General features: G+C 65.8%; 7 protein-coding genes. All 7 read left to right on the top strand.

Annotated elements, in window-relative coordinates:
* Positions 1-34: 34 nt before the first annotated feature.
* The gene (locus tag M9M90_RS13900) at positions 35-2,638 is read left to right on the top strand and encodes a GH116 family glycosyl hydrolase (protein WP_254833814.1); all 2,604 of its coding nucleotides are present in this window, start codon (positions 35-37) and stop codon (positions 2,636-2,638) included.
* A gap of 776 nt (positions 2,639-3,414) precedes the next feature.
* Positions 3,415-6,210: a TonB-dependent siderophore receptor gene (locus M9M90_RS13895; protein WP_254833813.1), complete on the top strand. Its 2,796-nt coding sequence runs from the start codon at positions 3,415-3,417 to the stop codon at positions 6,208-6,210.
* A gap of 208 nt (positions 6,211-6,418) precedes the next feature.
* On the top strand, positions 6,419-8,017 hold the full coding sequence (locus M9M90_RS13890; protein ID WP_254833812.1) for a class I adenylate-forming enzyme family protein: 1,599 nt from the start codon (positions 6,419-6,421) through the stop codon (positions 8,015-8,017).
* A 341-nt stretch (positions 8,018-8,358) separates the two neighbouring features.
* A complete protein-coding gene (locus M9M90_RS13885; RefSeq protein ID WP_254833811.1) occupies positions 8,359-9,249 on the top strand; it encodes an AraC family transcriptional regulator in 891 nt (296 codons plus the stop codon).
* An 80-nt stretch (positions 9,250-9,329) separates the two neighbouring features.
* Entirely contained in the window at positions 9,330-11,216 is a 1,887-nt protein-coding gene (locus M9M90_RS13880; protein ID WP_254833810.1) for a serine hydrolase, read from the top strand.
* A gap of 161 nt (positions 11,217-11,377) precedes the next feature.
* Positions 11,378-12,499, top strand: a complete 1,122-nt coding sequence (locus M9M90_RS13875; RefSeq protein ID WP_254837139.1) for an FAD-binding oxidoreductase — start codon at positions 11,378-11,380, stop codon at positions 12,497-12,499.
* A 122-nt stretch (positions 12,500-12,621) separates the two neighbouring features.
* Positions 12,622-13,266: a helix-turn-helix domain-containing protein gene (locus M9M90_RS13870; RefSeq protein WP_254833809.1), complete on the top strand. Its 645-nt coding sequence runs from the start codon at positions 12,622-12,624 to the stop codon at positions 13,264-13,266.
* Positions 13,267-13,431 lie beyond the last annotated feature (165 nt).

Raw genomic sequence — 13,431 nt, 5'->3', positions numbered from 1 at the left:
AGGCTGGTCCGACACCCCAAGCGGAGAGATCAACATGACCTTCAGTTCCGACGTCGAATGGCAGGGCCGCCATCTTGGGCCGTGGACGGCCGAACATCTCGACCATTGGGCGTTCCCGCTGGGCGGGATTGGAGCGGGTATGGTCTGCGTAGAGGCTCGCGGATCTCTCTCGCACCTGTCGCTGCGCCATCAGATGGAACGCTTCCACGAGCCTCTCGTCTACGCCGCCGTGGCGGTGAAGGGGCGTCCGGAACTTGCCCGTCTCGTGGAGGGGCCGCTTCCAAAGCACCGGATCTACGGAGCGGCCCTGGGCGGGCTGGGCCACGCCGGGCCGACGGCCGGATTGCCGAGGTTCGCCGCGGTCGAGGCGCGGTCGAAGTTCCCCTATTGCCGGCTGGACCTTTCCGAACCTGGTCACCCCCTGCGCGCCCGCCTCGTCGCCTGGAGCCCCTTTACGCCCCCCGACGCCGATCGCTCGGGAATGCCCGTCGCCGCACTCGAGTATGAGTTCCTGAACGAGAGCGACGAGACGCTGGAGGTGGTCTTCTCTTTCAACGCCGTCAACATCATGGCCCAGCCGGCCAGCACGCCGGTTCATGAAATCTATCAGGGCCTGCGTCGCACCGCCCATGGCGTTTCGCGTTGCGACAACGGCTTCACGCTATGGGAGGAGGGGGGATCCGAACGGCCTGAACGGACGGGAAGCTGTCGGATCACCGCCTCGGCGGAAAAGGTGGGCGTGAACCCCCGATGGTTCCGCGGGGGGTGGTACGACACCCCCACGATCACCTGGCGCGACGCCTCCTCGGGCGAGGTGATCGACACCTCAGACTATGACGACGGCGGCCTTCCGTCGCCTGGCGGTAGCCTCTTTTGCCCAATGTCGATCGCGCCCGGCAAGGTCGGACGCGTCGAGGTCCAGATCGCCTGGCACGCTCCGTTCTCCACGCTGAGGTTCGGCGCCGATCCTGATCCGTCGATCCCGCCCGCCTGTGGGGCGCTGGGCGACGGAATCGAACCTGGACTTCGCGGCGGCATGTCCGAGCACATGATGACGGAGCGGAAACAGGCGCCATATGACACGGTCCTGGACTGCTATCGGCCCTGGTATGCTTCGCGCTTCCCCGATGTCGCCGCGGTGGCGGATCATTTCACCTCGAACTACGCCCAACTGAGGGCCGACAGCTGGCGTTTCGCCGACAGCTTCCATGACTCCAGCCTGCCGGCGCCGATTCTCGAGGCGGTCTCGGCAAATCTGTCGATCCTCAAGTCGCCGACGGTGCTGCGCCAATTCGATGGCCGGCTCTGGGCGTGGGAGGGGTGCCGGGATGATCGAGGATCCTGTTTCGGATCCTGTACCCACGTTTGGAACTACGCCCACGCCATCGCTCACCTCTTCCCGACGCTTGAGCGCAGCCTGCGTCAGAGCGAGTTCGGAGAGGGCCAGAACGACATCGGTCATCAGATGTACCGCATCTCGCTTCCTGTCCGACCGGCCGTGCATGACTTCCTGGCGGCGGCCGACGGGCAACTGGGGGGAATCCTGAAGGCCCATCGCGATTGGCGGATCTGCGGCGACACCGAGTGGCTGCGGGACTTCTGGCCCCGCATCCGAGCGAGCCTGGACTATTGCATCTCCGCCTGGGATCCCGACGGTCAGGGACGCATGAGCGAGCCCCACCATGTCACCTATGACATCGAGTTCTGGGGCCCCGAAAGCCTGACCATGAGCTTCTATGTCGCCGCCTTGACGGCCGCGGTGGCCATGGGCGAAGCGCTCGGGGAAGACGTCGCGACCTATCGCGGTCTCACCGCCAAGGCCACCTCCGTCCTCGACCATGAATTGTTCAATGGAAACTATTATCAGCAGACGATCGAGTGGCGTCAGGCCCGACGCGGTTCGCCGCGCGACATGGTGCGCATTGCGCTCGGCGCCGCCTATTCACCGGAGGCCGATGTCCTCCTCGAATCCGAAGGCCCCAAATACCAGTACGGCGCCGGCTGCCTCGCCGACGGCGTGATCGGGGACTGGATGGCCCGTGCGTGCGGCCTTGGCCCCGTCATGGATCCTGATCGCGTCAGCGATCACCTTCAGGCCGTGGTGAACCACAACTTCCGCCCGAGCCTGATCGACCACCAGAACCCCCAGCGGGCCGGCTACGCCCAGGGCGAGGATGGCGGTCTGCTGCTGTGCACCTGGCCGAGGGGGGGCAAGCCGACCCTGCCGTTTATCTACTCCAACGAGGTGTGGACCGGCATCGAGTACCAGGTGGCCGCCCACCTCGCCATGTTGGGACGGGAAGCTGAAGCCGAGAAGATCGTGGCGGCCCTGCGCGGGCGTTACGACGGCACCAAGCGCAATCCCTTCAATGAGTATGAGTGCGGTCACTTCTACTCGCGCGCCCTGGCCTCCTGGACGCTCCTTCAGGCCTATTCGGGGGTGAGGTACGACGCCGTAGCCCGAACGCTCATTGTCGATCGCAAGGTTAGCGGCTCGCGCCGCGTCTTCCTCAGCACCGCCAGCGGATATGGCGTCGTGGACTTGCGGGAAGGCCAGCTCCCTCGCCTCGAGGTCGTGTCGGGCGCGATCCCCGTGGACCGGATCGTCCTGCCCGAGAGCGAGCTTAGTCCGACATAGGGGGCGGGCTTTCCGCTGGCCGGCCCCGCGCTGGCGACGCGGCCGTGAAACCCTCAGGTCTTGGCCAAATGTGATGGATCGGGCGCGAGGTTTCAATATGCACGTCCAATGATGGGCGGCCGGCGTCGCCGGGCGCCCATCAGGGGTCGAGGCTGTCGCCATCCCGATCCTGTAATCCGGATATTCCTAGGTGAGTTTGCGCGTAATGCGGCGCATGAAGTCGAAAGTTGGCGCACAACCGGCGATTTAGTCAAATTAAGACTCAATAGAGTCGCGCGAATGGCGACGTCTATCGGTACGAACTCTCATGCAGATTTATAGTTCAGCACGGAGAGGGGCCACGCATCACGAAACAACACGTCCATATAGCTAACAATCATCACGGTCCGCCAAGATTGAGTGACGATTGGACAATTGCAGAAGCTGGTCACGCCCCGTCGAATGTGAGACGTGTGTGTCGGATACGAAACTTCCGTGAACCCCGCGCGCCGGATGAGCGCACGGCGCCAGATCGGGCCGCGGCTCGGACCTGGTGCTTCGTCGGCCAAGAGGCGTCGGGGGGCGAGGGAGCAGTGGCGATCCGCCATTCGTCGGCGCGCACGGGCTGCGTCGGCGACCTGGAGAGGGGCGGATTTTCATTTTTGCGGCGGGGCGGAGCCCGGCGAGGCGTGAGGCGAACGCCTAGCCGCGCTCGGGGTCGGCCCCGCCGAGAGTTCATCGCGCCGGGGAAGGGGAGCTGATCCGGGGCCGACGATTGGGGACAAGAGGAGGAAATAATGAAGACATCGAACATGCGAAACGGACTGTCGCGGTCTCGCGGCCTGCACCTGGGCGCCGCCAGCACGCTGGCCATCATCCTGGCGACCGGCGCGGCTCATGCGCAAACCGATGCGAGGTCAGCGGACACGATCGACGAGCTGATCGTGACCGCGAGCCGCGTCAAACAGGACGGGTTCAGTGCGCCCACCCCGACCACCGTTCTCAGTCCCGAGCTGATCGCGTCCTCGGCTGAGACGACGATCGCTGACGTGCTCAATACGATGCCGGCGTTCCAACCGAGCCGCACCCAGACGACCAATACGCTGAACGCCGTCAGCGCCGGCGCCAACTTCCTGGATCTTCGGGGCCTTGGCCCCAATCGCACCCTTGTCCTGTTGGATGGTCGACGGCTCGTTCCCACAACCGACACCAACCTCGTCGACGTCAACCTGCTGCCCTCGGCGCTCATCGAGCGGGTCGAGGTCGTCACGGGCGGCGCCTCGGCGGCATGGGGCTCTGACGCCGTGGCCGGCGTGACGAACTTCATCCTCAAGTCCAAGCTGGAGGGTCTGCAAGGCCAGGTCCAGTTCGGGCGGTCTGCTCAGAACGACGGGGAGGAGTACAAGGTGGCCCTGGGCTATGGCGGCGCGTTCGCCGATGGCCGGGGCCACTTCCTGCTGGCCGGCGAGGTTTTCGAGAACCAGGGGGTGCTGGATCAATCTTCCCGGCGCTGGGCCAAGCCCAAGTGGCAGTTCATCGCCAATCCGGCCTATGCCCCGGGCAACGGCCAGCCCCGTCAACTGATCGCGTCGAACGTGAACCTCTCGACGGCCACGCAGGGCGGACTGATCTCCGCCGGGCCGTTGCGCGGGACCCAGTTCGGGCCCGGCGGCGCGCCGATGCCCTACGCCTTCGGGGCCGTCACCTCGACGTTCCAGATCGGCGGCGACGGCATCAATCTGGGCCAGGACGTGTCGATCTATCAACCCAATGATCGGCAAAGCGCGTTCGGACGGGTCAGCTTCGATGTGACCGACAAGACGCAGATCTTCCTGGAAGCCGCCTACGGCCGGAGCCAGAGCGACAACCCGGTGCTGGACGCCTGGGACTTCGGGTCGACCCGCATCTTCAACGACAACGCGTACCTGCCCGCCGCCACCCGCGCGGCCATGGCGGCCAATGGCCTCACCAGCTTCCTCATGGGCCGGATACACTCCGACTTCGGTCCGATCTCGTCGCGCAACGTGGCCGAATCCCACCGGATCATGGTCGGCGCCAACGGTGACTTCGGACACGGCTGGACCTGGGACGGCTACTTTGAATACGGGCGGACGCTGAACGGTGTCGATCTCTACAATAATCCCATCGTGGCCCGTCTTGCGCTTGCCCGAGACGCGGTCGTCAACGTCGCCAATGGCCAGATCGTCTGCCGTTCGACGCTGACCGCGCCGACCAACGGATGCGTTCCGATCAATCTCTTCGGTCCCGGGGCGGCCCAGGGTTCGCCGGCCCTGGCCTACGTGCTGGGCGCGGCGAAGGTGGACTACCACCTGACCCAGCAGGTTGGGGCCTTCAATGTTCAGGGCAGCCCGTTCGAGCTCTGGGCCGGGCCCGTGGCGGTCGCCGCCGGGGTGGAGATTCGCCGTGAAAAGGTCGACAGCGAGGTCGATCCCCTGTCGAACGCCAACGCCTACCTGACCGGCAACTTCAAGGCCATCAACGGCTCCCGGGAGATCAAGGAGGTCTACGGCGAAGCGGTGATCCCGCTTGCCGTCGACATGCCCCTGATTCAGAAGCTCGACCTCAACCTCGCCGCACGCCTGACCGACTACAGCACCAGCGGTTCGGTCACCACCTGGAAGGTGGGTTTGAACCACGTCGTCACCGACGAACTGAGGCTCCGGGCGACCCTGTCGCGAGACATCCGCGCGCCCAATCTCAACGAACTGTTCAACCCGGCGGCGATGACGTTCGCGACCATCTTCGACCCGGTCAAGAACGCCTCGGTGACCATCCAGCAGATCCAGAAGGGCAACCTCGCCCTGCAGCCGGAGGAGGGCGAGACCTTCACCGCTGGCTTCGTCTACGAGCCCAATTGGCTCGAGGGCCTGCGGGTTTCCGTCGACTATTTCGACATCCAGCTTACCGGGGCGATCTCGCTGCTGGGCATTCAGGACACCATCAATCGCTGCGTCGCCGGGAATGCGGAACTCTGCAGCTTCCTCAACCGCGACGGCGGGGGGAACCTCACCTCGATCGTCCGCACGAACTATAATCTGGCGGCGCGTTCGACAAAGGGCGTCGACCTGGAAGTGGCCTATTCCCTTCCACTGTCGCAGATCAGCGAAACCCTGCCCGGAAAGCTCGACCTGGGCCTTTATGGCTCGCACATCTCCGAGCTGATCTTCAACGACGGCACCACCTCGGTGAATCGGGCGGGCAATCTTTCGGCCGGCACGCTTGGGACGCCGGAGTGGAAATGGAGCGCGAACGCCAACTACACGGTGGGGCCGTTCGCCGTGGCTCTTCAGGGCCGTTATATTTCCAGCGGGGTCTACGACTCCACCTACAAGCCAATCGACCTGAACGACAACACGATCGAGAGCAAGACCTACCTCGATCTGTCGGCATCTTACGATCTGATCGCCGGCGAGGATGGTCGTCGGCTGACCGTCTACGGCGCGGTGGACAACCTCTTGGATGAAGATCCTCCGATCGTGGCGAGCTCCTTCTTCGCGCCGATCGCGACCAATCCGGTGCTCTACGATGTCATGGGCCGTTACTTCTCGATGGGCGTGCGCTTCAAGTACTGATCCGACCGCCCTCGGCGGCTCCCTGACCCGCCGAGGTCTGTTCCACTCAACGGCGCACCCGTCATGGCTTCGTGACGGGTGCGCGGCTTGATCTTCCGAGGTCCCTTGCGGCCGGCCCGTTCGACTGGGCGGCGCATTATCCGGTTCGGGCGGGACCTGCAGCGAATATCCGAATCTCTTGCCAGTCCCGGAATCCCACGGACCTTCCATGCCGGCTTCACCCAAAGATCCCCTGAGCGAAGACTTCGGGACGCTCGCCGAGGTGGTGGCCCATAGGGCGCGCACCGCTCCCGACAAGACGGCGGTGGTTCTCGGCGAGCAGCGCCTCGACTACCGCAATCTGTGCGATCTCATGGACCGGGCGGCGAGCACCCTCCAGACGTCGGGCGTACAGCCTGGCCAGACCGTGGCGATTTGCGCGGCCGCGAGCCTGGAATATGTCGCGGCCTTCCTCGGCGCGCTCAGGGCCGGCGCCGTCGTGGCCCCCCTGTCCCCCTCATCGACGGGGGAAAGCCTGGCGGGCATGCTGGCCGACTGCGACGCGAAGGTGCTCTTCCTCGACGCCGCGACAGCCATCGCCATGGGGCGCACCGCTCAGGCGTTGACCCCCACGAGGGTGTCGCTGGACGGCTCGGCCGCCGGATTGGCGTTCATGGACTGGATTGCAGCGCCGGGTGCGACGCCTCAGGATGTTCGGCCAGCGCCAGGCGACGCCTTCAACATCATCTATTCCTCCGGCACGACGGGGACGCCCAAGGGTATTGTCCAACCACAGGAACTGCGCTGGGCGCAGTTGAAGAGCCGGTTCTACAGCGGCGACGCCGTCACCCTCATCTCCACTCCGCTCTATTCGAACACCACGCTGGTTTCCCTCTTGCCGACCCTCGCCAACGGCGGCACGGCGGTGCTGATGCCAAGGTTCGACGCCGAGCAGGTCCTGAAGCTGTCGGAGACGCACCGCGTCACCCACGCGATGCTGGTGCCGGTTCAGTACCGCCGCCTGATGCAACGGCCCGACTTCGGCGGCTATGATCTCTCCAGTTACGTGATGAAGTTCTCGACCAGCGCGCCCTTCGCCGAGGCCCTGAAGGCCGAGGTTCTGATGCGCTGGCCGGGCGGGCTGATCGAATTCTACGGCATGACCGAGGGCGGCGGTTCCTGCGGCCTGGTGGCCCACGAGCATCCCGACAAGCTGCACACCGTCGGCCGTCCGCTGCCGGGGCACGACATCCGGCTGATCGACGAGGATCTCAAGCAAGTGCCGCAGGGCGAGATCGGCGAGGTGGTGGGCCGCTCGGGCGCCATGATGGTCGGCTACCACAACCAGCCGGGCAAGACCTCCGAAGCCGAGTGGTGGAGCCCCGAGGGCCTGCGCTTCATCCGCACGGGCGACGTGGGCGTTTTCGACGCCGACGGCTTCCTGACCCTCATGGATCGCAAGAAGGACATGATCATCTCGGGCGGGTTCAACATCTATCCCTCCGACCTTGAGACCGAGATCAGCCAGCATCCGGAGGTCCTGGAGAGCGCGGTTGTAGGGGTGGCGTCGGACAGGTGGGGCGAGACCCCGGTGGCCTTCGTGGCCCTGAAGCCCGATGCGACGGTCACGGCCGAGGAGCTCAAGGCCTGGACCAACGCCAAGCTGGGCAAGACCCAGCGCCTGGCTGACCTCATCCTGCTGAACGGGCTGCCCCGCAGCCATATCGGCAAGGTGCTCAAGCGCGAGTTGCGAGACGACTACGGCGGGCCAAGAGAGCAGGCGGGGGACACCGGTCCAGGCGATTTGGGACAATCCTCGAAGGGATGAATGGGCCCGAGCGCGCGGCGCTCTCCGGCCTGCGAACGCGAGGTCGTGAGCTTGGCCGAAGCCGCCGTGGCACGTTTGGCAAAGTCAGAGAGACGACCCGACAACCGCGGCCTCTGGCCGCTCGTCGCAAATTATGAGAATGATGTGCCCTATAGGAAACTTTCGTGAGGGATGGGCGGTGAATTGCCAATCGGACCTGGAGCATCCCGCGGAGCACGCCAGGGCCGGGGATCGGGGCGTTCTTCCTCCTGCCAGGGCCCGCGCCGGCTCATGGGATGCCGTCACCAGCCAGGCGGGGCGCTCGAATGGCTAGTGCGCGGGAGGACGGCTCCACGTCCGAGATGGTGACGAAGCCTGGCCGCGGCCTGTCGCAGAATCGGCGAAAAGTGTCGGCCGAGCGCATCCCGCTTCCCATCGGCGGCCACGTGCTTGTCTGCGCATCGTCCGCGCCCCTCGCCGCCGCGCCGAACGCGGCTCCCGAATGCGCGAGCCTGGTCCTCACCTGCCTCGTGGAAGGGAACGCGGCCTGGGCGCCGGACGCCGCGGAGCCGCTCGTGGCCCCGGACTGCCGCCTCTACGTTTCGACGGCTAAATCCTGGCCTGAGCACCCCCCCTCCGACGCCGTCACCCTCGTTGAGGTTTCCATCCCCGTTGAGAGCCTCGGGCATCTGACCTGCGCCGCGGTCCCGGGCGGTGAAGGACGGATCCAGGGAGGCGAGCATTCGATCCTCAGATTCAGTTCGAAGATGCGCGTGGTGGTGGACGAGATCATCGCCGCGCCGGTGGCGCGGGAACTGCGCCACGCCTATATCGCCTGCAAGGCGATCGAGCTTCTCTGTCTGGCCTTGTCCGAGCTCGTCCCAGCCGGCGCGCCGACGGCCACAATGGGATTTCGTCAAGCGGACCTATGCAAGGCTGAGCGTGCGCGAGCCTTGATGCTGGAAGATCTCTCGGCGATCCCGTCGCTGGACCGCCTTGCGCGCCGCGTCGGTCTGAACCGCAGCAAGCTCGCCTCGACGTTCAAGCATCTCTACGGCCGGGGCGTCTACGAGTATTTCCGCGACGAGAGGCTCGATCTCGCCCGGCGACTGATCGTCAATTCCGACACCAGCATCCTGCAGATCTCCAACGACGTCGGATACGAGAGCGTCGCGAGCTTCTCGAAGAGTTTCCGATCCCGCTTCGGCGTCAGCCCCAGGGCATGCCGAACAATACAGGCTCAGCCGCAATGACTGCGCGAATTCAGCGCCTTGAAGCCCTCCTTCTGCCCTGGCGCGCGCGGATGGCGGCGCTGAGGTCCTTCCCCCTAGGCTTGACCAGGACGCTGCTGGCGGCCCTGCTGTTGCTCGCCGCGCATCCGGCCAGCACGGCGGCGCAGCCTGCCGCCGCATCCGGCGCGTCGGGCGGCGCGACGGCCTGGTCGGAGCAGGACCTCGAAGCCTTCGTCGATGGCGTCGTCGCCCAGCAGTTCCGGCAGAACCACCTCGCGGGCATGGTGATAACGGTCGTCCGCGGCGACCAGATCGTTCTCGCCAAGGGCTACGGCTACGCTGATGTCGCGCGCAAGGTTCCGGCCGATCCCTATCGCAGCGGGTTTCGACCGGGATCGGTGTCGAAACTGATCACCTGGACGTCGGTCATGCAGCTGGTCGCCGAGGGCAAGATCGACCTCGACGCCGACGTGAACCAGTACCTCAAGACGTTCAAGATTCCGGACACCTATCGGCGGCCGATCACCATGCGGGCGCTGATGACGCACTCGGCCGGCTTCGACGACTCGGGCCCCGCGGTCCTGATCGTGCTCTCCCCGGAGGAGTTCACATCGCTCGAGGTCATGCTCAGGTCGCATGTGCCCTCCAGAATCCGGCCCCCCGGTGAGACAGCGTCGTACTCGAACTACGGGACGGCGCTTGCCGGTTACATTGTCCAGGAGTTGAGCGGCGTTCCCTACGAGCGCTATGTAGCCGAACGGGTTCTGAACCCGCTCGGCATGGATCGAAGCACGTTCCTGGAACCTCCGCCCGGCCCACTCGGTCCCGACGCGGCCAAGGGCTATTACTACCGTGGCGGCCGGCTCGTTGAGGCGCCTTACGAGTACATCCACAACGCCGCGCCCGCCGGCTCCATGACGACCACCGCCGTGGACATGGCGAAGTTCCTGATCGCCCAGCTTAATGGCGGGGCGCCCGTCCTGAGCCCGACGACCGTGGAGCAGATGCATCGGCGGAGCTTCGCCCACGATCCGCGGGTGCCCGGGATGGCGCTCGGCTTCTACGAGACCCGAATGGCCGGTCGGACGCTGCTGACCCACAAGGGCCAGACGAGCGCGTTCAAGTCGCAGCTGGCGCTGTTGCCAGACGAGCGGTTTGGCGTCTTCGTCTCCTACAACTCCGCCGAGGGCTCCGCGCCGGCCGAAGCCCTGATCAACGCCATTGTCAGTCGCTACTTCGCGGCTCCGGCGCAACCTCCCCAGCAAGCGGGAAATCCGCGTGGCGCCGGCCGCGGCGCGGAGATCGCCGGCGCCTATCGGACCGACTGGCACTCGGAACGCACGCTCCTCAAGGCCTTCATGTACGGCAAGGACATCCGGGTGAGCGCGCCCGCCGGCGCCTTGGTCGTGACGGACGCTTCAGGATCCAAGCGCTACACCCAGGTCGCCGCCGACCACTATCTGCAGGAAACCAGCGGTGAACCGCTTGTCGCCAAGCGCGGCGCCGACGGTTCTCGCGTCTGGATCTATCGCGGCAATCCGGTCATGGCCCTGTACAAACTGCAGTGGTACGAGACCAGCGCCTTCCACACTTGGCTGTTTGTGTTCGCGGTGCTGGGCGCCGTCGCGAGCCTGGCCATGGCCTGCATTCTTGCAAGGCGCCGGCCGCAGCCTACGCCGGTCCAGAGTCTGGCCTATTACGGACTTCTGACCGCCGCAGCGATCGACCTGCTGTTCCTCCTGGCCAGCGCGGCCGTGCTGATGGGACCTGAAGGAGCGACCCTGGCCTACCGGGTCCCGCCCTCGCTTCGCCTACTGGTCTGGGCGCCGGTGCTGGCGGCGTGTCTTGGCGCGGCGTCGCTTGCAGTGGCCGCGTTGGCCCGACGAAGGCTGCTCATCGATCCGATCTTTCTGACCTGCCTGGTCTCCTTGGCCGCACTGACCTGGCAGCTGCACTACTGGAACCTGTTCGGACCGCGCTTCGGATGACCGGAACTCACCGGCCGGCGGCGGCCGGTGGGGGCGCAAGTCCGGTGCGCGCGCCCCGCCAGGGGTGACACCGGCGACTGTGGCCCGGGCCGCGGCGCGACCAGGACCCACGGCCGCCGGCCTGGGTCGCCCAGACATCTTGAAATGGAAAGGAATTGCGCGTGACACTTACGTGCGACGTGATCGTGATTGGAGCTGGCATTGCGGGGGCCTCGATCGCGTCCAAGCTCGCCGATCAGGGATCGGTCATCCTCGTGGAGGCCGAGGCGGCCAGCAGCTATCACGCGACCGGACGGTCTGCGGCCTCGATTGGCCGGGGCTATGGAAATGCGACGATCCGCGCGCTTACCGATCTGTCGATGGACTTCTTCCTGTCGCCGCCCGCGGGGTTCGCAGAAGTCCCGCTGACCAGGCCGAGGCCCTGGGTGTTCGTGGCGAAGCCCGAGGAGGCCGCTGGTCTGGAAGCGTTGCTGCGCGACGTTCCGACGCTGCGACGCGCGGATTCCCAGGAGGTGCGGCGCAGGGTGCCGATCCTGGGGCCGGACTATCTGGGTGACGGCGCCATCGATGAGGGATGCCTGGATGTCGACGTGGACGCCCTCACGCAGGGCTACCTTCGCCTCCTGAAGGCGCGCGGCGGCCAGACGCTCTACAGCGCCCGGGTGCAACAGGCGACACGTCGCGGCACGACCTGGCATGTGGAGTGCGGACAGTTCGCCATTGAGGCGCCCTTGCTGGTCAACGCGGCCGGCGCCTGGGCCGATGAGGTTTCTCGACTGGCGGGCCTGCCGCCGCTGGGCCTGGTTCCCCACCGTCGGACCGCAATCCTGGTGGACGCGCCCGAAGGCCTGAACCTCGCCGACCTGCCGCTGACGATGGATGCCGGCGAGGCCTTCTACTTCAAGCCCGAAGCCGGGATGATCATGGTGTCCCCGGCCGACGAGACGCCATCTTCCCCCTGCGACGCGCAGCCCGACGAGTACGACGTGGCGTTGGCGGCCCATCTGTTCGAATGCGCCACAGGCACGCCGGTCCGCAACGTCCGACACCGTTGGGCGGGGTTACGCACCTTTGCTCCCGACCGGACCCCTGTGGTTGGCTTTGACTCGCGATGCGACGGCCTCTTTTGGCTCGCGGGGCAGGGGGGCTACGGCGTCCAGACGGCCCCCGCCATTGCGTCCCTGGCGTCTGACCTCATCCTCCGACGGCCGCCTTCCAAGGCGAAGGCGTCGGACCTCGTCACGGCGATGTCCCCTGACCGGCTGGCGCGCGCGATAGCGTGAGCCCCGGTGTATGGGGCGGTCCAACCCTGGACAAATGTTCCTATCCGCTACAAGAATTCTTCGAAACGTTCTGAGGCGAGCGGATGCCGGCGTGGCGGGACAAGGGTTGAAGTGAGGGATTGATGGCCAATGGCGATGACAAGGGCAGGCTCGGGCAATGCCTGCGGTCAATCCGCAAGGGGCGCGGGCTGACGCTCGAAGAAGTGGCGCGTCAGACGGGCATCGCGCGCTCGACCCTGTCAAAGGTCGAGAACGGGCAGATGTCGCTCACCTATGACAAGCTGCTGCAAATCAGCGAGGGCCTTCGCGTCGATATCGCCGAACTGTTTGGCGCCTCCCAACAGGGGGGGCCAGGATCCGGGATGGGGCGCCGGAGCATGTTCTGGCGCGGCGAGGGCGCCAATGTTGAGACCAAGAACTATGACCATGTCTACATGTTCACAGATCTGGCCAAGAAGCGCATGCAGCCGATCATGTGTCGCATGCACGCGAGAACAATGGAGGAATTCGGGGATCTCGTGACCCATAGCGGTGAGGAATTCATCGTTGTTCTTGAGGGCGCCATCGAGGTCGTGACCGAATTCTATTCACCGGTGCGCCTCGAGGCTGGTGACGGCATCTATATCGACAGCGGCATGAAGCATGCCTACCTCTCTGTCGGGGATGGCGACGCCCGGGCCATCGCGGTCTGCTCGTCGTCCTCCGAGGACATTCTGGAGGCGCTACCCCCCGCCCCCAGGTTGCGCGCCGCGACCGAGCCGGCCTAACGCCGCCGGCGTCACCGCCTCGGTGTCAGGGGCGGCCCCCGACCGGGGGGCTGCCGTCGCCGCGCACCTCGGGCGCCGCCCCACCTGACGTTCCGACAACCCTGAAAGACGATCGGACAACCGCTTCCGCTGTCGGCAGCGGCGTTTGTGAGATATCTGTGCCGT

The sequence above is a fragment of the Phenylobacterium sp. LH3H17 genome, from assembly GCF_024298925.1.
Classification (GTDB): Bacteria; Pseudomonadota; Alphaproteobacteria; order Caulobacterales; family Caulobacteraceae; genus Phenylobacterium.
Note: the sequence above shows the minus strand (reverse complement) of the source record. Positions and strands in the feature narration are given on the sequence as shown.

What these genes read in the sequence shown, in the direction of transcription:
- M9M90_RS13900 (WP_254833814.1), top strand. Translation starts at nt 35, where the DNA reads ATGACCTTCAGTTCCGACGTCGAATGGCAGGGCCGCCATCTTGGGCCG.
- M9M90_RS13895 (WP_254833813.1), top strand. Translation starts at nt 3,415, where the DNA reads ATGAAGACATCGAACATGCGAAACGGACTGTCGCGGTCTCGCGGCCTG.
- M9M90_RS13890 (WP_254833812.1), top strand. Translation starts at nt 6,419, where the DNA reads ATGCCGGCTTCACCCAAAGATCCCCTGAGCGAAGACTTCGGGACGCTC.
- M9M90_RS13885 (WP_254833811.1), top strand. Translation starts at nt 8,359, where the DNA reads ATGGTGACGAAGCCTGGCCGCGGCCTGTCGCAGAATCGGCGAAAAGTG.
- M9M90_RS13870 (WP_254833809.1), top strand. Translation starts at nt 12,622, where the DNA reads ATGGCCAATGGCGATGACAAGGGCAGGCTCGGGCAATGCCTGCGGTCA.